The organism is Fodinicola feengrottensis, assembly GCF_010993775.1.
GTDB lineage: Bacteria > Actinomycetota > Actinomycetes > Mycobacteriales > HKI-0501 > Fodinicola > Fodinicola feengrottensis.
The window spans coordinates 154005-179010 of sequence record NZ_WOTO01000008.1 but is presented as its reverse complement, the minus strand read 5'-3'; the positions used below and the strand labels follow the sequence as shown (position 1 = coordinate 179010).

The following is a 25006-nucleotide window of genomic DNA, read 5'->3' as shown; positions in this document are numbered from 1 at the left end:
CGGTTAGCTGTCTGCCTCCTGGTGGACGGCGACCGACGCTAATACCCTCCTGCCGCGGATGGACCGTGGCCGTTGAGACCACAGGAGGTGGGTACGCTGGCGCGTCACTACGAAGTCATGGTCATCCTCGATCCCGAGTTGGACGAGCGCACTGTGGCCCCTTCGCTCGACCAGTTCCTCACCGTCGTCAAGAACGACGGCGGCACCGTGGAGAAGGTCGACATCTGGGGCCGCCGTCGGCTGTCGTACGAGATCAACAAGAAGACCGAAGGCATCTACGCCGTTATCGACCTGCAGTCCGAGCCGGCCGCGGTGGCCGAGCTGGACCGGCAGCTCAACCTGACCGAATCCGTGCTGCGCACCAAGGTGCTCCGGCCGGAACTGCGATAGCTGTCCGCGCGCGGTTTTTCCGGCGGGGCCGGCAGTGATCGACCGGCGATGCCCGGCCAAACTGTCGTACCCGACAGGGATCGTCGATCGCATCGACGCGAAGACGAGCGCGCGCATGAGGAGGACATGACATGGCAGGCGAAACAGTCATCACCGTCGTCGGGAACCTGACAGAGGACCCCGAGCTGCGGTTCACCCCCAGTGGCGCGGCCGTGGCGAACTTCACCGTCGCGTCCACGCCGCGGATTTTCGACCGGCAGACCAACGAGTGGAAGGACGGCGACGCGCTGTTCCTACGCTGCTCGATCTGGCGTCAGGCGGCCGAAAATGTGGCCGAGTCACTCGGCCGGGGCACCCGGGTCATCGTGCAGGGCCGGCTGAAGCAGCGGTCGTACGAGACGGCCCAGGGTGAGAAGCGCACCGTGGTGGAGTGCGAGGTCGAGGAGATCGGCCCCTCGCTCAAGTACGCGACGACCAAGGTGAGCAAGACCAGTCGGTCCGGTTCGGGTGGTGGGTCGACCGGTGGCTACGGCTCCGGCGGTGGCGGCGGGCAGTCCCGGCCCAGTGGCGGCGGCGACGACCCGTGGGCCTCGGCCACACCGGCGGCGGCTCCGGCCGGTGGCGGTGGCGGCGGCGGTTACTCCGAAGAACCGCCCTTCTAAACAGACAGCTGACTTTTCCCGGTCGCGGGCCAGTCCCGCGGCCGGAGCATGGTGAAAGAGGAACGTATGGCCAAGCCCCCGGTGCGGAAGCCGAAGAAAAAGGCGAATCCGCTCGACAAGGACAAGATTAGTTATATCGACTACAAGGACACGGCTCTGCTGCGGAAGTTCATTTCCGACCGCGGCAAGATCCGGGCCCGCCGGGTCACCGGCGTGACCAGCCAGCAGCAGCGGCAGGTCGCGAAGGCGATCAAGAACGCGCGGGAGATGGCCTTGCTGCCGTACTCCAGCACGGCCCGTTAAGGAAGGGGAGAGACTGTGAAGCTCATCCTCACTTCCGACGTGACCGGTCTTGGTGCGCCCGGCGACATCGTCGAGGTCAAGGACGGCTACGGCCGCAACTACCTGGTTCCCCGCCGGCTCGCGATCTACTGGACCAAGGGCGGCGAGAAGCAGGTCGCGCAGCATCAAGCGGGCCCGCGGTGCCCGTGAGGTCCAGGACCTCGGCCACGCCAAGGAGATTCGGGCGCGGCTGGACGGCCTGGACGTCAAGCTGATCGCCCGCGCCGGCAAGGGCGGCCGACTGTTCGGCTCGATCACCTCCGCCGACGTGGTGGACGCGGTCAAGTCGGCCGGCGGCCCGGACCTGGACCGCCGCAAGGTCGAGCTGGCCCGGACTATCAAGGCCACCGGCAAGCACGACGTGCACGTCCGCATTCACCCCGAGGTCGAGACCACCCTGACCCTCGAGGTCGTCGCGGAGTAAGCGACAGTCACACCAGAAACCCGGGCCGCCTGTTGGCAGCCCGGGTTTTCGGCTATGAGAACGGGAAGGAGCCTCATGCTGATCGTGACCACGCCGGAGGTGCCCGGCTACCAGATCCGGATGGTTTTCGGCCCGGTGATGGGCAGATCGGTATATGTGTCCACTGGCATCGCGTCACTCACTAGCAATCGCGCGCGCGAAAGCTTTCCAGGACCTGCACCATGACGCGGCGCGATACGGGGCGAATGCGGTCGTGTCGATCCGGTTCGACGCACCGTCCGACGGCCTTGACTGGGTGGTGGGAACCGCGGTCTGGGTGGACCCGGTCAGCGAGGACGCGCGTGCTCAGTACGCGGCGACGCGGCGATGGTCGCTGCCCGGAGAGTGCCGTCGCAGGCACCGCCGGCCGGCACCCTGCCGGCGTATTTTGGACCACCCGTCTGACCCGAGTAAGGAACTTGGGCGCGGGACACTAGTGGGCGAGGCTGGACGCGCCCTCGTCCGTACGACCCTCCTGCGGCTGCGGCCGGCCGAATTTCTGGCCCTCCATCAACATCAGGTAAGTCGTTTCGATCTCACCCCACGGCAGCTTCTTCTGCATGTAGTGGATCTCCCAATAACGCTTCACCAGCTCGGTGTGCAGGTACTTGTTGGCCGCGTCCCAGGCGGTCTTGTGGATCTTGTCCTGTTGTTCGCCGGCCTTCTCGTCCATCACCGCGGCCGGCACCGGCAGGCCCTTCGCGTTGTCGCCGCTGATCACCTTCGCCCGCCATTCGGTCCCGCGCTTGAGACCTTCCGCGGTGTACTGGCTGCCGGACAGCTGTTTCCCGGTCGCGCCGGCGACGAAGCCGGCCACCAGCTCGTCCCGGCCCTGGCCGGCGGCGTCGATGGCCTTGGCCTCGTCCGTCCCGTCGTCGATCGTCGCCCAGAAGGCCGCGATAGTGGCCACTCCGACCAGGATCATGCTGCCGGCGATCAGCACCTCGCCGGTGATGACCTCGGCCGCTTCCTCCGCAAGCTTCTCGAAGATCTTCTTGTACTCCGGCTCGATGGAGCCCTTGAGCGTGAGCTTTGGGGTGACCTTGATCTTGGTGCCGTCGGCGGTGGTGTAGTAGCGCTCCTTCATCTTCCAGTCGACGCCGGCCTCGAGATTGAGGAACTTCACCTCCGCGCCTTCTCGCTCCATCAGGTTGAAGGCGAACTTCGGCTCGAAGGTGTCGCCCTCCATGGAGAACTCGATGCCGAGCTTGCCCTTGTCGGCGTTGCCCTCGCCGCCGAGTTTCGCCTTCGGGGTGCAGCCGGCGAAGATCCCGCTGGTTTCCTTCTCGAACTCGGCGGTGACCTCGGCCTGGTATTTGAGCCCTTCGGGGCTGGCCGACGCGCCGGCCGCTGGCTTCAGCTTCGTGCCGCCCTCATGTGGGGCCGCGCCTTCACCGCCGGCGTGTTCCCCGCCAGCGTGTTCCGCGGCCGCGTGCTCGCCACCTTCGTGGGCCGCTGCTTCGCCGCCACCGCTGGAGGGGGTGTATTCCAAGTCGTACGATCCGCCGGCGGCCAGCCCGAATTTGGCATAGCCGGCGTCTTTCTCGCCGATCTTCCAGTCCGGGAGGTTGACGGTGTGCTTGACCGTGGTCGCCTCGACCATGCCTTCGCGCTGCACCTGGGTCGCGGCGCGTTGGACGGCGGGCCGACGCTTGGTGAGCAGGCCCGCGACGGCGGCATTGCCGGCCGTACGTTGCAGCCCCAGGGCCGTACCAGCGAGCCCGACCTCCGGCTGGTCGACGCGGCGATGGGCCGGCGGCCGGTCGGGGCGCGCGCGGGGGGACTGGTGGGACGAGCTCCATTGGCGGCCCTTTCGACTGGTGCGACCCAGCGATTTTGCCTCTTGAGAGAGGGCCGTTCGGGGGACCCTCGCGCGATCATCGGGGCAGTCGGGTTTGCCCGGAAAGGCGATGGTCGACGGACCGTCGCAGGCCGCTGACCAGGAGTGTTCTCGGTCGGTAACGAGTCATGAACTCTTGGTTTAACACATACCGATCGCCGAAGAAGCAGGGTTTTAAAGTCGACTGGTCAGTCGAGAGACCGGACGAACTTGGCCGCCTCGGGGTCGCCCATTCCGGTCTCGTCTCGGACGAGCCGGATCGCGTCCGCTTCACGGCCCTGGCGGCGCAGTCCGCGGGCTCGGTCGGCGAGGCTCGGCTGGGCCAGCCCTATCCCGCGCTCGGGTGGGCGGTGCCCGGCAGCGATCGCCTCGGTCAGATACTTGGCGTCCGCCAGCCCGAGGCCGGTGGCCTGCCGGAGCTGCTTGATCGCGAGGACGCGCTTGTTCGCGCCGAGGCTGGCGTAGATCGCGGTAAGCGCGGCCGAGTCGATGGGCAGGTCCTGCAATTCGCGAGCTGGGGGCCGGGCCGACCGGCTGGACTTGCTTGACCTGAGCAGGATCCAGGCGAGCACGAGGACGGCGATCACGCCGATGGCGATGTACAGGCCGGTCATGCTGTCAGCGTACGGACCTGCGCGGTCCGTCCTCGGCGGAACCACCGTCTCCGTCTGGCTTGGTCGCTGCCAGCGCGGCCAGCAGCGCGGCGGTGGCCGGCGGATCCGGCGGCCGGCCGTAAGTGGCGGCGTAGACCTGGCGCCGCTGGCCGGTCTCCTGCACGTACGCGAGCGGTTCGCCGGTGCCCAGGTGGGGATCGTGTGCACCGGCGGTAACGCCAGCCTGGCCGAGCTGCGGGCCGTACTGGCCGAGGACTAGGGCGTGTCTCCTGACCGCCCGGCACCGGCAGCCAACGCTTGGATCTCGGCCCTCATCCACCTGGAATTAGGAGACACGCCCTAGGCCGTTTGCGGCTGGCCCGGCAGCGGCGGCGCGGACGGTCCGCCGAGCGGGCCGGGTGGCACCTGACCGGCCGCCACCATCGCCGCGTACTGGGCGCGAGCGTCGTCGGTGACCGGTTCCACCCAGGCTGCCGTGCCGTACGCGCAGACCTCGTTCCATCGGCCGGCCAGCTCGCCGGTGTCGAACCGCATCGCGAGGATGGCGTTCGCGCCCCGCCGGCGGGCTTCGTAGATCAGCCGGTTCATCGCCTCGTTGCGGCCCTGTAGGACCAGGTTGGTCATCTCCGGGACCTCGCCACCGCCGATGGACCGGAATCCGGCGGTGAAGCTGGTGCCGGCGTTCAGGCTGCGTACGGTCACGCCGAACACCTCCCCCAGCACCCGGGTGATGGTGAAGCCGGGAAGGTCATTGGTTGTCACGATGAGCATCGCGGTTACCTGTCTGTCGGTGTTGCCCAGAGCGTATCGATCCGCCTCAACCGGCTCGGTGGCGGCGGCCACGGCGTGGAAATCTTTCTTCTGTCCCCAGGCCGTGGATCTTGTTTGACCTGCCCAGGGCGTGTCTGTTCGCGATCATTCACAGGTTGTCCACAATCAGGCACACACGCTGTACACAGGCTGGTGGGTAGTTGTCCACAGGCTGCCCACCGAATGCTCCACAGGGCGGTTCGCTCCACGGCTGCGTACCCCGTAACGTCGGCGGCTCCGCCTCATCCAGCCGGAGAGGTGCCGGTCCACGCTTCGCGGCCAGCGGCCATTCTCGTACGTATGTACGATAGAATTATCGTGTCCGCGACCCGGTCGCCTCGGTGACCTCGGTGGCCTCGCGCCCGGCTGGGAGAGCGCGGCGAGCGGCCAGTCGCTCGTGTGGTTTCGGGCGTGTCATCGGGGATTTGCAAGGGGTAAGGAGCATCCGAGTGTCGGTGCAGGCGGCGGCTCCAGCCGGACGGTCCGATGACGAGCGGCCGCAGCTGTCCTCGCAGATGCCCGGGGTGCCGGAGTTCGACCGGACCCCGCCGCAGGACGTGGCCGCCGAGCAGAGCGTGCTGGGCGGCATGCTGCTCAGCAAGGACGCCATCGCGGACGTCATCGAGATCCTGCGCGACAACGACTTCTACCGGCCGGCGCACGCGATCATCTTCGAGATCATCCTCGACCTGTACGGCCGCGGTGAGCCGGCTGACCCGATCACCGTCTCGGCCGCGCTGACCGAGTCCGGTGAGCTGACCCGGATCGGCGGGGTTGGCTACCTGCACACTCTGATCTCCAGCGTGCCGACCGCGGCCAACGCCGGTTACTACGCTCGGATCGTGGCCGAGCGGGCGGTGCTGCGCCGGCTGATCGAGGCCGGCACCCCCGAATCGCCCAGCTGGGCTACTCCGGCACCGTCGGCTCCGGCCGGGACGTCGACGACGTGGTGGACCTGGCCCAGCAGGCCGTCTACGAGGTGACCGAGCGGCGTACCTCCGAGGACTACACGGTCCTGGAGGAGTTGCTGCAACCTGCGATGGACGAGATCGAGGCCATCGGCGCGCATGGCGACGTGATGAGCGGCGTGCCGACCGGTTTCGTCGACCTGGACCGCCTCACCAACGGCTTCCACCCCGGCCAGCTCATCATCGTCGCCGGCCGGCCGGGTTTGGGTAAGTCGACAGCTGGCCTTGACTGGGTCAGATCTTGCTCAGTGCGCAATCACTTGACCTCGTGCATCTTCTCGCTGGAGATGTCCAAGATCGAGATCGTGATGCGGCTGCTGTCCGCGGAGGCCCGGGTGCCGCTGCACAACCTGCGGTCCGGCCAGCTCTCCGAGGACGACTGGACCAAGCTGGCCCGGCAGATGGGCGAGATCTCCGAAGCGCCGCTCTACATCGACGACTCGCCGAACATGACGTTGATGGAGATCCGGGCCAAGGCCCGCCGCCTCAAACAGCGCCATGACCTGAGGTTCATCCTGGTCGACTATCTGCAGCTGATGAGCTCGCCCAAACGGGTGGAGAGCCGGCAGCAGGAGGTTTCCGAGCTGTCCCGTGGCCTGAAGCTGATGGCTAAGGAGCTGGAGGTCCCGGTCATCGCGGTCTCGCAGCTGAACCGTGGTCCGGAGCAGCGTACGGACAAACGCCCTCAGCTGTCCGACCTGCGTGAGTCCGGCTGCCTGCCGGCCGGCACCCGGGTGATGCGGGCGGACACCGGTGCCGAGATCACCATCGGCGAGCTGATGGCCAGTGGTCAGAAGAACATTCCGGTGTGGGCGCTGGACCCGTCGCTGCGATATGTGCCGCGGACGATGACCCACGCCTTCTCCAGCGGTGTGAAGGAGACGTACGAGCTGCGGCTGGCTTCTGGCCGCGAGGTGCTGGCTGGCGACCGCGAACCACCCGTTCCTGAGCTATGGCGGTTGGCGGGCGCTCGGCGACCTGGCCCCCGGGATGCGGGTCGGCGTGCCTCGGCACGTGCCAGCGCCATTGCGGACCCAGGCGTGGGCAGAGCCGGAGCTGCTGATGCTGGCGCATCTGATCGGCGACGGCACGTTCCTGCGCGGCCAGCCGATCCGGTATGCCAGCGTCGACCCGGCCAACCGGGCGGGTGGGTCACCAGGGCGGCACGGCATTTCGGCAGCGCCGTGGTCACCGAGGACCATCCGGCGGCTCGCCGGGTCACCGTGCGGCTGTCGGCGCCGGACCGGTTGCGGCGCGGGCTGCCCAACCCGGTGGCCAGCTGGCTCGATCAGCTCGGCCTGTTCGGCGTACGGGGCGATCGCAAGTTCCTGCCGGACACCATGTTCGCACTGCCCAAGGCGCAGGTCGCGGTTTTCCTCCGACATTTGTGGGCGACCGACGGCTGCGTCTGGTGGGACGACCGGACCGGCGGCCAGGCGAGCGTCTACTTCGGCACTCCGAGCCGGCGGCTGGCGGACGACGTGGCGCGGCTGTTGCTGCGATATGGCGTGCGTACGAGCATCCGAAAGGCGATGGTCAAGCCGATCGCCAAGCCCGGTTACCGGGTCAGCTATCACGTGGTGATCGGTGACCCCGACGATCAGCTGCGGTTCCTGCGCGGCATCGGGGTGTTCGGCGCTCGCTCGGCCGAAGCCGATCGGTGCCGCCGCGAGCTGGCGGCACGAGCTGTCGCTGCCCGCCCGGACACCGGGCCAGCGCAGGTCTGGGATCGCGTGCGAGGCCTGCTGGACGAGCGTTCCGGCGGCAATGATCTGACCGGCAACGATCTGACCGGCGGCACGGACACCAAGGTCCGCCAGAAAGTGTGGACACACGGCCCGAGCAGTCAGCGGCTGCGTGAGGTCGCCGCCGCGCGCTGGATGACGCCGGGTTGGAGATGCTCGCGACCAACAACGACATCTATTGGGACGAGATCGTGTCGATCACCAGCGTCGGCGACCAGCCGGTGTTCGACGCGACCGTGCTCGACGGGCACAACTTCATCGCCGACGGGGTGGCCGTGCACAACTCCATCGAGCAGGACGCGGACATGGTGATCCTGCTGCACCGCGACGACTACTACGAGAAGGAGTCGCCGCGAGCCGGCGAGGCCGACTTCATCGTGGCCAAACACCGTAACGGCCCGACCGACACCATCACGGTCGCGTTCCAGGGCCACTTCAGCCGTTTCGTGGACATGTCCACTGGCGGCTGACCAGTGCGAACGGCGCCGGTTCGGGATCTCTCGAACCGGCGTTGCGGGGCGCCCCGGAGACCGGACAAGCGACCCGATTCCGGGCGTAAGCGCGACACGCCCAAGGCCGAAAACCAGCTGACATGACAGCAGGTCGGCTGTCCGCCACTGCCGGGTGAGACATAGCCGCAGGTCACGCAGTGTCATGGGACGATTCAAGTCGTACGGCCGAAATGTCTGCTTCTCGACGCCACGCCCGACACGCGCGGATCTGGGTTGTATTCGGGTGATCTTCGGGATACGTTCCGACGCATCGTCAGCACAGGGAGTCATGTGGACAGCGTGGTCGCACTGGATCAGAGCCGTGCCGGCTCCGTTCTGGGCTGCCCCTCTGCAGCACTCCTGCGCCGTCTTGGCCTGCTGATCGGTCTCGCGGTCGGCGGCTGGATCGCGCTGGCACTGCTCACCTCGGTCGCGGCGCATGCCGCGTCGACCGATCCAGGCAACGCTCGTACGGACGTGCTCACCGCCTCCAGCCGCGCCGCCACTGGCGCGGACCCGGCGGCCGCGCCGATCACTGGCCTTAGCCAGACCCTGAATGCACCCGCCACCACCGACACCGCCCCGGCCACGACGTGGTGTCGCAGGCCAGTGCTCCGGTGGCCGGCACCATCGAGCGGCCGCTGACCGCGGTCGCGGCCACCGTTGGCAGCGTTGTCGAGCCGATCGGCTTCAGCCGTACGACTGGTCACCGACGCCCTTCCGGCGCTTGGCCTCGGGTCTTCCCGGCTGGTCGCCGCGGTGCACGTCACCGCTCGTACGAGCGGCTTCGCCCAGACGGTCGCGACGACCGTCCCGCGGCATCCCGCCGGCCTTCCGGCGATCATCAAACTGGTCCGTCCGCACTCGGTGGGCACCGCGCCCATCGCACTGCCGCGGCACCCGGTCCCGGCCGGCACCGCCGGTCTCCCGGACCTCGCCTCCGCTCCTGCTGGCACCGCGCACGTCGCGGGCGGCTCGGCCGCCGCGGCGATCCCGGCCGCACGGGTGACCGTGCCGGCCCCCACCGGCCTGGCGGCGACCCGCCCGGCCGGTTCCTGGCGAGTGCGTAACACCGCGCTCGACCCGTCGGTCTCGCCCGACTAGCTCCGCCCTCTCACAAAACGCGATCTCCCAACTGATCGTCGCCGCCGCACGGGCGTGGGTGCGGCACGTCTTGGGGTCGCATTCCGGTCAAGAAGTTCTTCCGGTCCAAGACACAGTGAGAGAAGGGTTCAGCACTCCATGAACAAGTGGGTACGTCGATCGCTCGAAGCGGCGATTCTGACTGCCGGATTTGTTGTGGTGGGCGCCGGAGCCGCGCACGCGTCCGAACTGGGCGCGAGCGGGCATGACGGCACAGCGAGTGGTCCCTCCGTGCAGCAGCAGGTTTCACCTGTCGCGCTCGGTGGTTTGACCGACTCCATCGCCCCAGCCACCGATCTGGTCAGCAACACTGTTCACGTGGTCGCTCCGCAGGGGCAGGTGACGCCGATGCGTCACACCCAGCCGAGCACGCACGCCACTACTCCCCACCACGCCAAGCCCGCCGCGGCGACCACCGCGCCGAGCAACAGCCAGTACGTCCCGCCAGCAGCGCAGGAGGACGCCATCTCGCGGGCCGGCCAGCCGGTCCCGATCAGCGCGCCGGCGCCGGCCAACCCGATCTCCGGGCTCGCCGGGTCGCCGCTGGGGCGGCCTGCCGATCAACAGCCTGCCGGTCCGCGGACCGCTGGGCGTTCTTCGCCCGCAGGACCTGCCGCTCGTCTCGACGGTCGTCCCAACCGACTCCGGCATGCTGGTGCCGGTTCAGGGCGTACTGCTGAGCAACGGCACCAGCCCGCTGGGCCTGCCGCTCGGAGCGCGCTGCCAGCGCTGCCGACCGGGCTGCCCACGCTCCCCGCCGGCCTCCCGACGGACGCTCTTCCGGCGCTCCCGACCGGTCTGCCGACGGGCGCGCTGCCGGCGCTGCCGATCGGCGCCCTGCCGACCGGTGCGCTGACCACCGGCGGGATCCCGGCGCTGCCGGTGGCTGGCCTGGCTGCGCTGCCGCTCGCTGGCATGGCTGCTGCTGCCGGCCTGCCGACCGCGGCCGTCCCGTCGCTGCCCAGCGGTGGACTGCCCTTCCTGTCGGGTATGCCGGTCGCGCTGCCAGCGCTGCCGATGAACCCGCTGGCAATGCTGCCGGTGTCCGCCCTGCCGGCGTTGCCGACTGGGACCGGCGTGGTGCCCAACCTGCCGCTGCCGACCGGGATGCCGATGCACACCCAGTCCGCGCCGGCCGGTCTGGGCCTGCCGACCACCGGCCTCCCGGTCTCCAGCCTGCCGGCTCTGCCCGCGGTGCCCGGCCTGCCGGGTCTGCCGGGCCTGTCCGGAATGCCGGGCGTGGCCGGGCTGGACGCTCTCGGGAGCGCCCCGACGCCGACTCAGCTCACTGGTGGCATCACCAGCATTGGCTCCAAGGCTCCGGAGCTGGCCCAGGGCATCCAGTACGTGCAGACCCAGAACGCGCACCCGGTGAAGGCACGGGACGGTCAGCTGATCGCCCCCGGGACCGGCGGCCTGCCGGTTGGCCTGGCCGTGGGCAGCGGGGTCATGGACGCCGCTAACCACGTGGACGGTGGCATCCCCGGCATGCTCGGGATGCTCAGTGGGTACGTCGTAGTACCGACCCAGACCGGTCACGAGATCGAGATCATCGACGCTGGCACCTCGCCTGACGCGTACGTGGGCGGACACCCGTCCTCGGGCGTACTGGGCGACTGGAACACCCCGCTGCACGCCACCGCGCTCGCCATCGACTCCGGTCGTGGCGTCCAGCAAGGTGCCGTCACGCAGGGCACGACCACCGACGGCGGCACCCGGCTGTTCGGCGCGTGGAACGTTCCGCTGGCCGCCAACGCGGGCACCATCGACGCCGGCAACGACGTGCAGAACAGCAACGTCACGCAGGGCGAAGGCGGCGGCTCCGGCGTCTTCGGCGTGGTGAACTCGCCGATCTCGGCGAACGGGCTGGCGCTGCACAGCGGCAACCACGCCCAGAACGGTGACGTGACCCAGGTCGCCGGCACCGACGCCAAGGGCTCCTCGTACCGGCTGATCGACGGCTGGAACGTGCCGCTGAACGGCCAGGGCATCACGGTCGACAACGGCAACGTCACGCAGAACGGCACCGTCGACCAGAGCCTCGCCGACGACTAAGCACCGGGTCGATCCTGACCGGTGGTGGCGACGTGAACCTGCCGGCCAACGCCAGCGGGATGTCCTTCGACTCGCACAACGTCACCCAGAACGGTGACGTCAAGCAGAGCGACATCCTCACCTCGTCCAACTCGATCGTCACGCTCGTCGACAACGCGAACACCCCGGTCACCGGCTCCGGCCAGGCCGGCGACATCGCGAACGTCGCGCAGAACGGCGACGTGACCCAGCAGAACACCACGTCGTCCGCGCCGAACGCGAACGGCTCGGTTGTCACCGGCGCCCGCAACTGGCGGATCCCGGTGGACGGCGCCGGCCAGGCCGGCGTGGTCGGCAACGGGTCGCAGAACGGCGACGTGTGGCAGACGGACAAGGCCACCGGCGGAACCGGCTCGGCCGTCTCCGTGGTGGACAACGCGATCCTCGAAGGCGCTGGCGCGGGCCAGGCCGGAGTCGTCGCGAACGGCGTCCAGAACGGCAACGTCAAGCAGTGGGAACGGCACTGACAGCGCCGCGATGCCGATGTCGGCCGGCGGCAGTGGCCCGTCCGGTGGCAGCGGCCCGTGGATGCCGGGTGGCAGCGGTGGCTCCACCGTCACCGGTGCCAAGAACCTGATCCTGGAGGTCTCCGGCGCGGGTCAGGCCGGCGACATCGCCAACGGCGCGCAGAACGGTGACCGCAGCCAGCGGGACACCACCTGCGACGGCAGCGGCTCGGTGCTCAGCATCGCCGACAACGCGCTCGTCCACGGTGACGGCGCGGGTCAGGCCGGCGTGGTCGGCAACGGCGCGCAGAACGGCGACGTCAAGCAGACGAACCACTCCACCGCTGAGGGGTCGACCGGGCCGGCAGGCGCGGCCGGGTGGGGCTCGTTCGTGCAGGGCTTCCGGAACTTCGACGGACGCGTGGACGGCGCGGGCCAGGCCGGCGACATCGGCAACGGCTCGCAGAACATGACCGTCGGGCAGAGCGACGAGCAGCAGCACGGACGGGCTCGTTCATCAGCGCGGCGGACAACGCCAACCTGCTCGGCGTCGGTGCCGGCCAGGCCGGCATCATCGGCAACGGCGTCCAGAACGGCGGCCTGAAGCAGCACAACGAGTCGGGCCACGGCGCTACCGCCAAGGCCGGCGACGCGTACGGCTGGGGCTCGGCCGTGCAGGTCTTCCGCAACATCAACCTGCTCGCCGCGGGTGCCGGCCAGGCCGGCGACATCGCCAACGGCGCGCAGAACCAGTACGTCTCGCAGAGCGACGTGGCCGAGAACCCGGGCTCCTTCATCGGTGCCGCCGACAACGCGAACCTGGCCGCCGACGGCGCTGGCCAGGCCGGTGTGGTGGTCGGCAACGGCTCGCAGAACGGCACGGTCAAGCAGCAGAACGCCGGTGGACCCGGTCAGCTGCACGGCTGGCAGTCGTACGGCTGGGGATCGGCGATCTCGCTGTTCCGCAACGTCAACCTGCCGATCATCGGTCAGGGCGACGGTGGCGTGACCGGCAACGGCTCGCAGAACTCCAATGTGAGCCAGCTGGCCGCGGCGGACAACCCCGGCTCGGTCGTCCGGGTCGCGGACAACGCTCGTACGCCAGTGGTTGGCCAGGGCGTCGGCGGCCTGCAGGGCAACGGTGCCCAGAACGGCAGCTCGTCGCAGGTCTACACCGCTGATGGCGGGCTGCTGACCGCGGACGGCAAGTCGTCCGGCTTCGGCTCCGCGCTGCGGGCGTTCGGGAACTGGGAAGTTCCGCTGAACGGCTCCGGCGTCGCGATCGAGGGCGGCAACGGCTCGCAGAACGCGAACGACACCCAGGTCGACGCTCCCACCGTGAACGGCGCGAGCCTCGGGCTGACCGACAACGCCAACGCGCCGATCGACGGCCAGGGCGTGGCCCTGTTCAACGGTGACGGCTCGCAGAACGGCAACGCCACCCAGGCGCATGTCGGCGACGGCGGGTACGGCCTGGACAGCACCCTGATCGGGCACAACGTCCGTACCCCGATCGACGCCGCTGGCGTCGCGGGCGCCACCGGGCATGGTTCGCAGAACGGCAACAGCGACGCGGTGAACGTCGGCAACGGTGCCAACGACACCAAGCTCGCCGGCAACTGGGACCTGCCGATCGACGGCAACGGGCTGATGATCCTCACCGGGAACGGCGTCCAGAATGTGGACACCTCCTTCGTGAACTCGGACCCGACGACCAACCACAGCGGGTTCCCGGGCTTCAAGCTGGACGAGAACTCGCACGACTGGTTCATCGGTGATGGCATCACGTTCCTGCACCAGGACCCGACTCCCGGGCACGCCGCCCAGGCGACCGGCCTGCCGGGCATCGGCGGCGCGCCGCTGATCCCGTCGCTGCCGGACGTGCCTTCGCTGAACGGCACCACGTCGGACGCTCCGGCTGGCAGCTCGGACGTCACTCCCACCAGCGGCCTTGGCGCCCTGCCGGCACTGCCCACCACGGGCGCCCTGCCGGCACTGCCGACCACGGGCACGCTGCCGGGCCTGGGCACCTTGCCGGCGATGCCGGCGCTGCCCGTCCTCGGTGGATAACTGAATAAGTACGGCTAGAAAACAGCAGGACCCGGGCAACGTCGCCCGGGTCCTGTTGTCTTTGTTCGTACGGGATTTGTACGAGGAAATCCTGAATCCAGGCGAGCGGGCCGTTTGGCGTGGGCCGACTCCAGCGGCCTCGACTGCGGGGTGGGAGCGGGTTGAACAGCGTCACTGCCGCGTACGGGCGTACGGATAGGTCGGTACGTTGGGGGCATGTCGACTACGCCGGGTGAGGGCCAGCCGAAGCGGGCCACGGGTGCGGTGCGCAACGCCACCGTCTTCGCGTCCGAGTTCGTTCACAACTTCCACACCACCGGCGCGATCGCGCCCAGCGGGAAGACGTTGGCGCGGGCGCTGAGCAGGCATCTGCACACCTGCCCGGCGGACGGGCCGCGGCGGCTGCTGGAGGTGGGGCCGGGGACCGGGGGTCGGTCACTCGGCAGATCGCGTTGCGGATGCGGCCCGGCGACACGCTCGATCTGGTGGAGGCGAACCCGCGGTTCGTGGACTGGATGACCGAGCTGTTGAAGACCGACCCGCAACTACGGCGAGTAGCGGACAGGGTCCGCATCCTGCCCGGCCTGGTGCAGGATGTTGATCTTCCGGATGGCTATCACGCGGCCGTCTCCGGACTGCCTTTCACCAACTTCGACGCCGAGACCGTTTCCGGCATTCTCGACATTCTTCTCAAGGCGCTGCAGCCGCAGGCAAGACTGTCATTCTTCACGTACGCAGCGTTGCGACGGCTGAAACTCCTGACGAGCCGCGAGCCCGAGTACGTCCGGATGGTGCGGGTCGAAGCAGTGGTGGCAGATCGTATGGAAAGCCACCAAACGGACCGCGAGTTCGTTCTGAGCAACCTCCCGCCGGCGTGGGTCTATCACCTTCGCGCATAATTTTCCGTTTCGGCGGAATGCCCTTATTTAGGGCGATTCAAACTGGCGTAATTCGGTCATCTCTGACACGCTTACGGCGGATTCGCTGGACGCGACACTCCCGGGCTTACCCGGCGTGTTTGGCGGGTCACCCGTGCCCTTGATAGCTTCCTCGTGCACTCACAGGGAGTGAGTCCAGAGGCACTACTGGTTAAGCGATCGGGGCGTGCGTGATCCACGGCAACGGAGCCACCGGCATCGAAAGTGATGCCAGCGTGCCCGCTATGCCCCGATCAATCCGCATAGTGCTCCAGCTGTCGCTGCTCGCCGCTCTCGCGGTCTGTGCGTGGTTGTTCGCGGGTGCTACCGCGGCTCAGGCCAGTACGACCGATGCGCCGATCGACACCACCCGGGCCAGTCAAACTGGTCTGACACCTGACCAGAATGTGACTGTCAGTCAGGCGGTCGACGCGGTGAAACGCGCCGAGCGGGCGCATCAGGCCGCGTTGGCCGAGCATCGGTCGGCGCTGCACCTTCGGCCGGTCCCCGCGACGCCGACGGACGGACCGGCCGGTCTCGGCCGCCCGTACGGTCGCCACCCGGGTCACCGCGGCGGTGGTGCACGACATCGACCGGTCCGTCGTACGGCCAACCGGTCAGCTGATCGACGCGGTGTTGGGTCCCAAGTCCGCGATCGGCCGTTCGCCGATCACTGGACCGATCGTCCACCTGCTGCCCGGGCTCGGGGTTCGCAAGCCCACCCTGCCGTTGCCCGGCCAGGGACCGCTCGGCTGGCCGCCGCCACCGTTGGGCGGCATCCTGCCGCCGCCGGTGACCGCGGCGCCCGCTGCCCCGATCGCGGTCCGGCCGCCGGCCGCCCTCGCGCCCGGAGCACGGTCCGAGTGGGCCACCGAGATCCAACGCAAAGCAGCGCACCAGTCGGGGCACGGCAAGTCGTACCCAACGCTGCACACGCTGTCCACCGGCAATCTCCCGGCCGCGCCGTTCTGGCCCGGTGGGAAGTCGGACGAACTGCCCTGCGCCGTGATCAGCGGCGTGGGCCCGGGGGGATTCTCCGTCCCGACCGGAATCGCGACCAGCGCCGGCGGTGTCCCGCCGGCTGACCTGGTCCCGGCCAGGGTCGGCGCCCAGGCGCTCACCCTGCCGTTGCCGAGCGGCTCCAAGAAGCCGTCGGTTTCGCCGGACTAACGGCGGCATCCAGAACGTAGTGGCGACGCAGGGACGCGTACGCCCTGAGCACGGTCGCCGTGCTCGCGTTCGATGCCGAGAAATGTCATCTGTAAACCGATCTCAGAGGAGAGATCTGTGAACATCTGGTTACGTCGTTCCCTTCAGGGCCTTGTGCTGACCGGTGGATTCGTCGTCATGGGCGCCACCGCCGCACACGCTTCCGACACCCTCGGCAAGTCCGCCCCGGCGCTGGGCATAACGTCCGCGACCCACGCTCTGTCCGGCGGGACCACCGGGGTCGCCCCGGTGAACCTGCCGGTTTCCGGCCTGCAGAACGCGACCGCCGGCATCGGCAAGGCGCTGACCACCAAGGCGCACGCCCAGCCGCAGCGCAACGCGTCCAAGGCTGCCGGCAAGACCAGCGGCGCTGGCTCGCTGCTCGGCGGCAACCTCGTACAGGCTCCGGTGAACGCCCCGGTCGCCGTCGCCAACAACGCGATCGCGGTGCTGGGCCTCGCGCACTCCGCGGGTGACACCCACGGTGCCGCCGGCAGCTCCGCGGCCGCCGCGCAGACCAACGGCAGCCACTCGATCCTGGGTGGAAACATCGTCCAGGCGCCGATCAACGCGCCCATCACGGTCAGCCACAACGCGGTGGCGGTGGCTGGGATCGCGCTCGCCGGCAACGGTGGCGGCGCGAACGGTGGCGGTGCTCCGGCCGCGGCCGCGCAGACCGATGGCGCGGGCTCGGTGGGCGGCGGCGCAACGTCGCGCAGGCGCCGATCAACGTGCCGATCACCATCACCGACAACGCGATCGGCGGCGACGCGTTCGCCGGTGGTCACGGTGCTCCGCACCCGCTGAACCAGCAGACCACCGCTGGCCACGGCACCGCCACTGGCTCGACCAACGGCAGCCACTCGGTCCTGGGCGGCAACCAGGTGCAGGCGCCGGTCAATGCGCCGGTCACCATCTGCGGCAACGCCATCGCGGTGCTTGGCGTGGCGGCGGCCGGCTGTGACGTGCCCGGCGGCTCCGGCGGTCCCACGGCGTCCGGCAAGACGAATGGCGCTGGCTCGATCGCCGGCGGGAACCAGGTGCAGGCTCCGGTCAACGCGCCGGTCACGGTCTGCGGGAACTCGATCGCGGTGCTGGGCCTCGCGGCGTCGGGCTGGGCTGCGACGTGAAGGGCGGCGCGGGCAGTGGCCCGAGCGCGTCCGGCAAGACCAGCGGCGCCGGCTCGGTCGGTGGGTGGCGGGAACCAGGTGCAGGCCCCGGTCAACGCGCCGGTCACCGTCTGCGGCAACGCGGTCGCCGTGCTGGGCACCGCGTACGCGGGCTGCGAGGTCAGCGGTGGCTCCAGCGGTGGCGGGCGGCTCCGGCCCATGGGGTGGCAGCGGTTCCGCTCCCACTGCCAACGCGACCACCAACGGCGCCGGCTCGGTGCTCGGTGGCAACCAGGTGCAGGCTCCGGTGAACGCGCCGGTCACCGCCTGCGGCAACGCGGTCTCCGTACTGGGCCACGCTTTCGCCGGCTGTGAGGTCGGCGGTTCCACCGGTGGTACGTGGGGCGGTGGTTCCGGAAGCAAGACCAGCGGCGCCGGTTCGGTCGGTGGCGGCAACCAGGTGCAGGCTCCGGTCAACGCGCCAGTGAACGCCTGCGGCAACGCGGTCTCGGTCATCGGCAACGCGGCAGCCGGCTGTGAGGTCACCTCCGGCAAGCCGGGCATGGGTGGCAGCGGCAGCACCAGCGGTGGCAGTTCAGTCGGTGGCGGCAACCAGGTCAACGCCCCGGTCAACGCTCCGGTGTCGGTCGGTCTGCGGTGCTGCGCAAACGCGGTCGCGGCGCTGGGCAAGGCCGGTGCTGGCTGCGACATCACCACCGGCACGTCGGCTCCGGGCACCCCGGGCAACACCAGCGGTGGCAGTTCGGTCGGTGGCGGCAACCAGGTCAACGCGCCGGTCAATGCTCCGGTGTCGGTCTGCGGCAACGCGGTCGCGGCACTCGGTACGGCCGGTGCTGGCTGCGACGTCAAGCCCGGTACCCCCGCTCCCGGCACCCCCGGTGGCACTAATGGTGGCGGCTCGGCCGGTGGCGGCAACGAGGTCAACGCGCCGGTCAATGCTCCGGTGTCGGTCTGCGGCAGCGCGGTCGCGATCCTCGGCCGGGCCACCGCGTCCTGCGAGGTCCTCACCCCGGTCGGCCCGACCCCGCCCGGTGGCGGCACCAGCGGTGGTGGCGGCGTCATCACCATCCCGATCACCATCCCGGTGACCGGCTGCGGCAACGCGATCGCCATCCTCGGCGACGCGACCGCTGACTGCGGCGGCAACCCAGGCAACCCCGGAAACCCGGGCAACCCCCAGGGAACCCCGGGCCCCGGCACCCCGGGCACTCCGGTTTCGCCGGTGGGCAACACCACCCCCACCCCGGTCGAGGGCGCCAACGGTGCCACCCTGCCGGTGACCGGCACTCCGGTCGGCCTGCTGGCCGGCCTCGGTTCGCTGTTCGCACTGCTCGGCGGTGGCCTGCTGGCCGCTACCCGGCGTCGCCGGATGGCTCGCGCGTAACAAAGACCCAGGAGGGCAACGGCGCCCTACCTGAGAGATGAAACAGCAAAAACCCGGCGGCCTACTCCGCCGGGTTTTTTGTTTGTCGAGGGCCGGGCTATGAGGCCTGGCGGAGGGTGGCGGCGTGCCGAGCGCAGGTGCGGCAGCCGAGCCTGGGGCGCAGGCCGAGGCCGCCGCGCCGGCGGACCCGGACTCGGGCGCCGCAGACGGCGGTGTTGGTTTTGTCGGAGACCGGTACGGCGTGCAGCACGGCGCGCCCGTCGGCGTACCGCTCCAGACCGATCATGAATCCGGCTTCCGGGGCGGCCACCGGTACGATGTTCAACTGAGTGGTCATGCGAACAATCGTCGGCCGTCAACGTGTCAGCCCGGTTTCGCGACAGTCAATTCTTGTGGTGCGCGACCTGTTTCACAGCCCGTGTCGGCGCCAGGACCTGCGCGCACACCTCCCTCTCGCGAGCGGCCGTGAACGGGTCCCGGTACGCGGCGACCGCGGCCCGAGTGTCCTGCGCGACGAGGTCCGCGTTGATCGCGGCACCGGCGCTCAGGCCGGCCGCGGCCGAGACGATGACCTGGGCCATCAGGTTGGCGACGTTCCCGGCCACCCAGACACCGGGGACCGCGGTCGCACCGGTCGGGTCGGCGGCGATGGAGCTGCCCATCAGCAGCTCGGTGGGCTGCAGCCCCAACGAGGACAACACGCCGGCGCGGGCGGTGAAGCGTGGCGCGACCACGATGGCCTGTCGCCCGATGACCTCACCGGACCGCAGTCGTACGCCGGTCAGCTGGTCGGCAGCCACCTCCACCGCCGCGACCTCGCCTTCCACCAGCGCGATGCCGCGGGCGGCCAGCTCCTCGCGTTCGGCCGCACTGGGCGGCGCAGCAGTGTGCTGGAAGAGGATCACGTCATCGCTCCATTGCCGGAACAGCAACGCCTGGTGCACCGCGGCCGGACCGGTCGCCAGCACCCCGATCCGCTGGTCGCGGACCTCCCAGCCGTGGCAGTACGGGCAGTGCAGCACCTCGCGGCCCCAACGCTCGGCCAGCCCAGGCACCTCCGGCAGCTCGTCCACCAGGCCGGTGGTCACCAGCAGCCGGCGCGCTCGTACGACGGCACCGCCGGCCAGCGAGACCTCGAAACCGCCGGCTACCGCGATGGCATCGGTGGCCGTCTCGTTGATCACCTCGGCGCCGTAGCCGGTCACCTCGGTACGCCCAATCGCCAACAGCTCGGCTGGCGGGGTGCTCTCGCGGCCCAGGTAGTTGTGGATGTGCGCGGCCGGCGCGTTCCGCGGCTCGCCACCGTCGACCACCAGCACCGCACCGAGCGACGGGCTCGGGCCAGCGTCAGCGCACCGCTCAGGCCGGCCGCGCCGCCGCCAATGACTACTACGTCGTACGTCTTCGTCTCCATGCGCAGGACTATGCGTCGGACCCTGCCGACTTGACAAACATAGTTGCCAAAGTGGCAAATAGAGGCATGGAAGACGACGAACCAGCTTTGGACGGGGTCTTGCAGAGCGTTGGACCCCGGCTGCGGGCCTTACGCCAGCAGCGGGCGGTCACGTTGGCCCAGTTGTCGACGACCACCGGGATCTCGGTCAGCACGCTGTCCCGGTTGGAGTCCGGCCAGCGCCGGCCCACTTTGGAATTGTTGTTGCCGTTGGCCAGGGCCCATCAGGTGCCGCTGGACGAGCTGGTCGACGCGCCGCCCACCGGCGATCCGCGGATCCACTCCAGGCCGATCACCCGCCACGGCATGACGATCCTGCCGTTGACCAGGCGTCCGGGCGGTCTGCAGGCGTACAAGATGATCATCCCGCCGCAGCAGCCACTGGAACCGACGCCCGAGCTGAAGGTCCACGAAGGCTACGAGTGGCTCTATATCCTCTCCGGCCGGTTGCGGCTGATGCTCGGCGAGCACGATCTAGTGCTCACTCCGGGCGAGGTGGTGGACTTCGACACGCACGTGCCGCACTGGTTCGGCAATCCCGGGCCGGAGCCGGCGGAGGTCCTGAGCCTGTTTGGGCCGCAGGGCGAGCGCCTGCACGTACGCGCGCGCTCGACCTCTTAACCGAATTTTGCCGCCCCCGAATTCGATGATCCGCTCGATGGCCGACAGTTCTTGGCCGCGAGGCAGGATGAAGGCGTGGCGCAGCATGTGATTGACAGTGATGGGCGGCCGTACGATCCGGAGAAGTTGCCGGCGAAGCCGGAGATCGACCTCGGCACCTTCTTCTCGGTTGACCTGCGGGTCGGGCGGGTGCTGGCGGTCGACGACTTTCCGAAGGCTCGCAAACCCGCCTGGCGATTGACCGTCGACTTCGGCCCGCACGTGGGTGTCCTGCGTACGAGTGCGCAGGTCACGAACTATTCGCGGGACGAACTGCTCGGCCGTGCGGTGGTCGGCGCGGTGAACCTGCCGGCCAAGCGGATCGGCGGCTTCGAAAGCGAGTTCCTGCTGATGGGCGGCCTCGCGCCGGACGGCACGGTCACCCTGCTGGAGCTGCCCGGTGACCTACCGCCCGGGAGTACGGTCGCCTGACTCCGCGCCGGGCGATAGGGTGGTTTGCAGCCGCACCTGCGGGTCGTAGGGTATCCCCTGTGCCGCAGTTCCGGATCTCAGAAGTAGCCAGCCTGTTGGGTGTCAGCGATGACACCGTCCGCCGCTGGGCCGAAGCTGGCCGCTTCCCCACCAAGCGGGCCGAGAATGGCAGGTTGGTGGTGGACGGCCGAGACCTCGCCGCCTTCGCCCAGAAACACGCTCACAGCCCCGATGTGTCGCTCCCCGCGCGCAGCGCCCGCAACACCCTCACCGGCCTGGTGACCCAGGTGATCGTGGACGGCGTGATGGCTCAGGTGGACCTGCAGTGCGGCCCGTTCCGGGTGGTGTCGCTGATGTCCCGGGAGGCCGTCGAGGACCTGGGCCTGGAGCCGGGCGTGCTGGCGGTGGCATCGATCAAGGCGACCCAGGTGGTCGTCGAAATTCCGGACACATCAAGAGAGCTGGTGACATGAGGGTCAAGGGCCCCCTGGTCCGGCGGGCATCGGGCCTGCTGGCAACGGTCGCACTGGTCGCCGCGACGGCCGCTTGCGGTGGTGGCGGTACGACCGGCGCGAACCCGTCGGCGAGCACCCCGTCCACGCACAAGATCACGGTCTTCGCGGCCGCGTCGCTGACCGAGTCGTTCGGCACCATCGGCAAGAACTTCGAGAAGGCCAACCCGGGCGACCAGGTGACCTTCAACTTCGGCGCCTCCTCGACGCTGGCCACCCAGATCACCCAAGGTGCCCCGGCCGACGTGTTCGCGTCCGCCAGCAAGGCGACCATGGACACCGTGGTGAAGGCGAACGACAACGATGGTGCCTCGCAGCCGTTCCTGACCAACACGCTGGAAATCGTGGTGCCCAAGGGAAACCCGGCGCACATCACCGGCCTGAAGGACTTCGCGGACTCCACCAAGAAGACGGTGTTGTGCGCGGAGAGCGTGCCGTGTGGTGCGCTGGCGAAGCAGGTCTTCGACGCCGCGCATATCACGCCGAAGCCAGTCGACCGTGGCACCGACGTGAAGGCGGTGCTGCAGAAGGTCGCGCTGGGTGAGGCGGACGCGGCGATGGTCTATAAGACCGATGTGCTGTCCGGTGGTCCGAAGGTGGAAGGCATCACCTTCCCCGAGTCGGCCAGCAAGGTCACCACGTACCCGATCTGCTCCCTCAAGGCGTCAAAGGACGCCTCGACGGCGAAGGCCTTCGTGGCGTACGTGCTGTCGCCGGCCGGTCGGCAGGTGCTCGCCGCGGCCGGCTTTGGCGCGGCGTAAGAAGTCGCGAGCTGGCGGCGGCGCCCTGAGCGCCGCCGCCGCTCCACGTCTGCTGCTCATTCCGGCGATCGTGGCGATCGCCTTTCTGGTGTTCCCGCTGGTCGGCTTGGTCGTACGAGCGCCGTGGTCGCAGGCTCCGCGGTTGCTGGTCAACTCCGAGGTGCTGGCCGCGCTGCAGCTCTCCGTGGTGACCGCCACCCTTTCCACCGCCATCTGCATGGTGGTCGGCGTCCCGCTGGCGTGGTTGCTGGCGCGTCCCGGCTGGCCGGGCCGGAGCGTGCTGCGGGCGCTGGTCACGGTGCCGCTGGTGCTGCCGCCGGTGGTCGGTGGTGTCGCGTTGTTCACCGTTTTCGGTCGTACCGGCCTGCTGGGCCGTCCGCTTTACGACTGGACCGGCTTCTCGCTGCCCTTCACCTCCGCCGCTGTCGTGGTGGCGCAGTCGTTCGTCGCGCTGCCGTTCCTGGTGCTGTCGGTGGAAGGCGCGCTGCGAGCCGCCGACCGCCGCTACGAGAGATGCCGCCGCGACCCTGGGCGCGAGTCCGTGGCGGGTGTTCGTACGCGTGACGTTGCCGCTGGTCGCACCCGGGATCGCGGCCGGCGCCGTACTGGCGTGGGCACGGGCGCTGGGCGAGTTCGGCGCCACCATCACCTTCGCCGGCAACCTCACCGGTACGACCCAGACGATGCCACTGGCCGTGTACGAGGAGCTGGAAACCAACCCGGACGCGGCCGTGCTGCTGTCGGTTGTCCTGCTCGCGGTGTCCATCCTGGTGTTGGGCCTGCTCCGGGAGCGGTGGGTGAGTCAGCTGTGACGCTCACCGCCGACATCGGAGTCGGCCGCGGCGACTTCCAGCTGCGGCTGGCCATCGAGGTCGCGGCCGGCGAAGTGGTCGCGCTGCTGGGGCCCAATGGCGCCGGTAAGTCGACGGGGCTGCGGGCGATCGCCGGCCTGCTCCGGTTGGATGCGGGCCAAGTGCGGCTCGATGGCGAGGTTCTCGAAGACGTCGACGCGCGGGCGTACGACTGCCGCCCCACCGCCGGCGGATCGGCGTGGTTTTCCAGGACTACCTGCTTTTTTTCCGCATCTGAGCGCGGTGGACAACGTGGCCTTCGGGCCGCGCAGCCAGGGCGTACCCAAGGCCGAGGCCCGCCGGGATGCGGCGCACTGGCTGGACCGGGTCGGTGTTGCTGCGTACGCGGCCGCCAAACCCCGGAGCCTGTCCGGCGGCCAGGCGCAGCGGGTCGCGTTGGCGCGAGCGCTGGCGACCCGGCCCGGGTTGTTGCTGCTGGACGAGCCGTTGTCGGCGCTCGACGCTCGTACGCGGGTGCAGGTGCGCGGGGAACTGCGTCGGCATCTGACCTCCTTCGACCAACCGGCAATCGTGGTCACCCACGACCCGCTGGACGCGATCGTGCTGGCCGACCGGCTGGTGGTGATCGAGGACGGCGCGGTCGTGCAGGTCGGCACGCCGGCCGACGTGTCCCGCCGTCCCCGTACCGACTACGTGGCCCGGCTGGTGGGCCTCAACCTTGTCCGCGGCCGGTCCAGTGGTGGCCGGATTCTGCTGCCCAGTGGCGCGGAGCTGGTGGCGCACTCGGCGATCGAGGCCGCTGAGGTCTTCGGCTGCTTCCGGCCGGCGGCGGTGGCGCTCTACCGCGAGCGGCCTGACGGCAGTCCGCGCAACGTCTGGCAGGCCACCGTGGTCGGTCTCGAACCGACTGCCGATGGAGTACGCGTGGAGCTGAGCGGCGACGTACCAGCCACCGCCGACGTGACCGCGGCTGCCATCGCCGAGCTGGACCTGTTGCCTGGCACGGTGGTGTGGGCGTCTGTCAAGGCTGCTGAAATCGAGATCTACCCGGCATAACGGTTGGTAAAGTTAGAGTAATGAAATGGCCTCGGCGCCCTAGCTGTGCGGCTGTGGACAGGCTGTGTGATGATCGCGGGCATGAAGCGAATGACACAGTGGGTGGGACGCCTCTCGGTGGCGTTGTCGGGGGCGATCGTGGCGGCGCTGGTGCTGCCAACGGTGGCCTGGGCACACGCCACTCCCGGCGTGAGCGAGGCGGTGGCGGCCGGCGGCGTGCTGACGCTGACGAAATACCGGAGTCGCAGCAGCGGCAGCGGCATCGGCCTGATCGGTGGCGGCGTGGTCTGCTGCCTCATCGTGGTCGTCGGCATCGTTTTCCTGGTCGTCTTCCTGATCCGCCGCAACTCGAACTAAAGCTGCACAATCGGATTCCGATTGTGCAGGTCTACATAGGGTGCGGCGCGAAACTGTCGTACCAACGTGAAATTTTGAGCCCCCGCCCTTCAAAGGGCGGGGGTGGGTACGTGGGTTTTAGACGTCACGTAAGTCACCGCGCGGGTAAGCGCGCGCTCTATGCGATAGCTGGAACCGCCCACGCTCAGCGGCGATGATCCCACCGCTTCCAGGTAAACCCTCACAACCACGTCTCGCGACCACGG

General features: G+C 69.3%; 28 protein-coding genes and 8 pseudogenes. 30 read left to right on the top strand and 6 right to left on the bottom strand.

The window, feature by feature from the left end; genetic code table 11:
* Positions 1 to 96 precede the first annotated feature (96 nt).
* The 5 genes and pseudogenes from rpsF (at position 97) to GNX96_RS10120 (ending at position 2043) form a co-directional block, all read left to right on the top strand.
* Entirely contained in the window at positions 97 to 390 is a 294-nt protein-coding gene (gene rpsF / locus GNX96_RS10140) for a 30S ribosomal protein S6 (RefSeq protein WP_279579933.1), read from the top strand.
* Between the two features lie 131 nt (positions 391 to 521).
* Positions 522 to 1052 (top strand): single-stranded DNA-binding protein, encoded by a 531-nt coding sequence (locus tag GNX96_RS10135; protein ID WP_163567874.1) that lies wholly within the window; start codon positions 522 to 524, stop codon positions 1050 to 1052.
* A 48-nt stretch (positions 1053 to 1100) separates the two neighbouring features.
* Positions 1101 to 1355, top strand: coding sequence for a 30S ribosomal protein S18 (rpsR, locus tag GNX96_RS10130; protein WP_425551939.1), 255 nt, complete (start codon positions 1101 to 1103; stop codon positions 1353 to 1355).
* Positions 1356 to 1370: 15 nt separating this feature from the next.
* Positions 1371 to 1818, top strand: a pseudogene (gene rplI / locus GNX96_RS10125) (50S ribosomal protein L9).
* A 75-nt stretch (positions 1819 to 1893) separates the two neighbouring features.
* Complete coding sequence (locus GNX96_RS10120) at positions 1894 to 2043, top strand: hypothetical protein (protein WP_163567872.1); 150 nt, start codon at positions 1894 to 1896, stop codon at positions 2041 to 2043.
* Between the two features lie 247 nt (positions 2044 to 2290).
* On the opposite strand, the gene GNX96_RS50505 is transcribed toward GNX96_RS10120, so the two are convergent.
* Entirely contained in the window at positions 2291 to 3475 is a 1185-nt protein-coding gene (locus GNX96_RS50505; protein WP_279579920.1) for a hypothetical protein, read from the bottom strand.
* A gap of 410 nt (positions 3476 to 3885) precedes the next feature.
* Complete coding sequence (locus GNX96_RS10110) at positions 3886 to 4311, bottom strand: ribosomal protein L7/L12 (protein WP_163567871.1); 426 nt, start codon at positions 4309 to 4311, stop codon at positions 3886 to 3888.
* On the opposite strand from GNX96_RS10110, the gene GNX96_RS10105 reads away from it, so the two are divergent.
* The gene (locus tag GNX96_RS10105; protein ID WP_163567870.1) at positions 4310 to 4570 is read left to right on the top strand and encodes a hypothetical protein; all 261 of its coding nucleotides are present in this window, start codon (positions 4310 to 4312) and stop codon (positions 4568 to 4570) included. The genes GNX96_RS10110 and GNX96_RS10105 overlap by 2 nt on opposite strands.
* Before the next feature lie 80 nt (positions 4571 to 4650).
* On the opposite strand, the gene GNX96_RS10100 is transcribed toward GNX96_RS10105, so the two are convergent.
* Complete coding sequence (locus tag GNX96_RS10100; protein ID WP_163567869.1) at positions 4651 to 5082, bottom strand: YbjQ family protein; 432 nt, start codon at positions 5080 to 5082, stop codon at positions 4651 to 4653.
* 554 nt (positions 5083 to 5636) lie between these two features.
* Here GNX96_RS10100 and dnaB point away from each other — a divergent pair.
* From dnaB to GNX96_RS10055, 11 genes and pseudogenes are all read left to right on the top strand, one after another.
* Positions 5637 to 6808 (top strand): annotated as a pseudogene (dnaB, locus tag GNX96_RS63060) (replicative DNA helicase); the annotation flags it as partial.
* Positions 6809 to 6826: 18 nt separating this feature from the next.
* A pseudogene (locus GNX96_RS63055) lies at positions 6827 to 7657 on the top strand (LAGLIDADG family homing endonuclease); the annotation flags it as partial.
* Positions 7658 to 7965: 308 nt separating this feature from the next.
* A pseudogene (locus tag GNX96_RS67125) lies at positions 7966 to 8304 on the top strand (DnaB-like helicase C-terminal domain-containing protein); the annotation flags it as partial.
* 312 nt (positions 8305 to 8616) lie between these two features.
* A complete protein-coding gene (locus GNX96_RS10090; protein ID WP_279579919.1) occupies positions 8617 to 8970 on the top strand; it encodes a hypothetical protein in 354 nt (117 codons plus the stop codon).
* Positions 8971 to 8988: 18 nt separating this feature from the next.
* Positions 8989 to 9429 carry a hypothetical protein gene (locus GNX96_RS10085; RefSeq protein WP_163567867.1) on the top strand — a complete coding sequence of 147 codons (441 nt, stop codon included), beginning with the start codon at positions 8989 to 8991 and terminating at the stop codon, positions 9427 to 9429.
* 270 nt (positions 9430 to 9699) lie between these two features.
* Positions 9700 to 11523 carry a hypothetical protein gene (locus GNX96_RS10080; protein ID WP_163567866.1) on the top strand — a complete coding sequence of 608 codons (1824 nt, stop codon included), beginning with the start codon at positions 9700 to 9702 and terminating at the stop codon, positions 11521 to 11523.
* 32 nt (positions 11524 to 11555) lie between these two features.
* Positions 11556 to 12029, top strand: a complete 474-nt coding sequence (locus GNX96_RS10075) for a hypothetical protein (RefSeq protein ID WP_163567865.1) — start codon at positions 11556 to 11558, stop codon at positions 12027 to 12029.
* Between the two features lie 16 nt (positions 12030 to 12045).
* Complete coding sequence (locus tag GNX96_RS10070) at positions 12046 to 12612, top strand: hypothetical protein (RefSeq protein WP_279579918.1); 567 nt, start codon at positions 12046 to 12048, stop codon at positions 12610 to 12612.
* A gap of 68 nt (positions 12613 to 12680) precedes the next feature.
* Positions 12681 to 14078 (top strand): hypothetical protein, encoded by a 1398-nt coding sequence (locus GNX96_RS10065; protein ID WP_163567863.1) that lies wholly within the window; start codon positions 12681 to 12683, stop codon positions 14076 to 14078.
* Positions 14079 to 14294: 216 nt separating this feature from the next.
* A complete protein-coding gene (locus tag GNX96_RS10060) occupies positions 14295 to 14597 on the top strand; it encodes a hypothetical protein (RefSeq protein ID WP_163567862.1) in 303 nt (100 codons plus the stop codon).
* Positions 14564 to 14977, top strand: coding sequence for a hypothetical protein (locus tag GNX96_RS10055; protein ID WP_279579917.1), 414 nt, complete (start codon positions 14564 to 14566; stop codon positions 14975 to 14977). The genes GNX96_RS10060 and GNX96_RS10055 overlap by 34 nt, the downstream gene beginning before the upstream one ends.
* A 272-nt stretch (positions 14978 to 15249) precedes the next feature.
* Here the strand turns inward: GNX96_RS10055 and GNX96_RS10050 are convergent, their stop codons facing one another.
* Positions 15250 to 15585: a hypothetical protein gene (locus GNX96_RS10050; protein ID WP_163567860.1), complete on the bottom strand. Its 336-nt coding sequence runs from the start codon at positions 15583 to 15585 to the stop codon at positions 15250 to 15252.
* Between GNX96_RS10050 and GNX96_RS10045 the strand changes: the two genes are divergently transcribed.
* The 5 genes and pseudogenes from GNX96_RS10045 to GNX96_RS10025 all read left to right on the top strand — a co-directional run bounded on the left by GNX96_RS10045 (position 15575) and on the right by GNX96_RS10025 (position 18718).
* Entirely contained in the window at positions 15575 to 16165 is a 591-nt protein-coding gene (locus GNX96_RS10045) for a hypothetical protein (RefSeq protein WP_163567859.1), read from the top strand. The genes GNX96_RS10050 and GNX96_RS10045 overlap by 11 nt on opposite strands.
* A 117-nt stretch (positions 16166 to 16282) precedes the next feature.
* Positions 16283 to 17011 carry a chaplin family protein gene (locus tag GNX96_RS10040; protein ID WP_163567858.1) on the top strand — a complete coding sequence of 243 codons (729 nt, stop codon included), beginning with the start codon at positions 16283 to 16285 and terminating at the stop codon, positions 17009 to 17011.
* On the top strand, positions 16936 to 17334 hold the full coding sequence (locus tag GNX96_RS10035) for a chaplin family protein (RefSeq protein WP_163567857.1): 399 nt from the start codon (positions 16936 to 16938) through the stop codon (positions 17332 to 17334). Before GNX96_RS10040 ends, GNX96_RS10035 begins: the two co-directional genes overlap by 76 nt.
* A gap of 15 nt (positions 17335 to 17349) precedes the next feature.
* Positions 17350 to 17466 (top strand): annotated as a pseudogene (locus tag GNX96_RS63040) (chaplin family protein); the annotation flags it as partial.
* A gap of 34 nt (positions 17467 to 17500) precedes the next feature.
* Entirely contained in the window at positions 17501 to 18718 is a 1218-nt protein-coding gene (locus GNX96_RS10025; RefSeq protein ID WP_279579916.1) for a chaplin family protein, read from the top strand.
* Positions 18719 to 18815: 97 nt separating this feature from the next.
* On the opposite strand, the gene GNX96_RS10020 is transcribed toward GNX96_RS10025, so the two are convergent.
* Positions 18816 to 19055 (bottom strand): hypothetical protein, encoded by a 240-nt coding sequence (locus GNX96_RS10020; protein ID WP_163567855.1) that lies wholly within the window; start codon positions 19053 to 19055, stop codon positions 18816 to 18818.
* 46 nt (positions 19056 to 19101) lie between these two features.
* A pseudogene (locus tag GNX96_RS10015) lies at positions 19102 to 20132 on the bottom strand (NAD(P)/FAD-dependent oxidoreductase).
* 66 nt (positions 20133 to 20198) lie between these two features.
* Between GNX96_RS10015 and GNX96_RS10010 the strand changes: the two are divergent.
* From GNX96_RS10010 to GNX96_RS09980, 8 genes and pseudogenes are all read left to right on the top strand, one after another.
* Entirely contained in the window at positions 20199 to 20792 is a 594-nt protein-coding gene (locus GNX96_RS10010; RefSeq protein ID WP_163567854.1) for a helix-turn-helix domain-containing protein, read from the top strand.
* 75 nt (positions 20793 to 20867) lie between these two features.
* Positions 20868 to 21263 carry a tRNA-binding protein gene (locus tag GNX96_RS10005; protein WP_163567853.1) on the top strand — a complete coding sequence of 132 codons (396 nt, stop codon included), beginning with the start codon at positions 20868 to 20870 and terminating at the stop codon, positions 21261 to 21263.
* Positions 21264 to 21322: 59 nt separating this feature from the next.
* Complete coding sequence (locus GNX96_RS10000) at positions 21323 to 21736, top strand: TOBE domain-containing protein (protein ID WP_163567852.1); 414 nt, start codon at positions 21323 to 21325, stop codon at positions 21734 to 21736.
* Complete coding sequence (gene modA, locus GNX96_RS09995) at positions 21733 to 22536, top strand: molybdate ABC transporter substrate-binding protein (RefSeq protein ID WP_163567851.1); 804 nt, start codon at positions 21733 to 21735, stop codon at positions 22534 to 22536. Before GNX96_RS10000 ends, modA begins: the two co-directional genes overlap by 4 nt.
* Positions 22537 to 22561: 25 nt before the next feature.
* Positions 22562 to 23348, top strand: a pseudogene (locus tag GNX96_RS09990) (ABC transporter permease).
* Positions 23330 to 23497 (top strand): annotated as a pseudogene (locus GNX96_RS50500) (ATP-binding cassette domain-containing protein); the annotation flags it as partial. The pseudogenes GNX96_RS09990 and GNX96_RS50500, both read left to right, overlap by 19 nt.
* A 133-nt stretch (positions 23498 to 23630) precedes the next feature.
* Positions 23631 to 24404, top strand: a complete 774-nt coding sequence (locus GNX96_RS09985) for an ABC transporter ATP-binding protein (RefSeq protein WP_279579915.1) — start codon at positions 23631 to 23633, stop codon at positions 24402 to 24404.
* Between the two features lie 69 nt (positions 24405 to 24473).
* Positions 24474 to 24761 carry a hypothetical protein gene (locus GNX96_RS09980; RefSeq protein ID WP_279579914.1) on the top strand — a complete coding sequence of 96 codons (288 nt, stop codon included), beginning with the start codon at positions 24474 to 24476 and terminating at the stop codon, positions 24759 to 24761.
* The last annotated feature ends 245 nt before the right edge of the window (positions 24762 to 25006 follow it).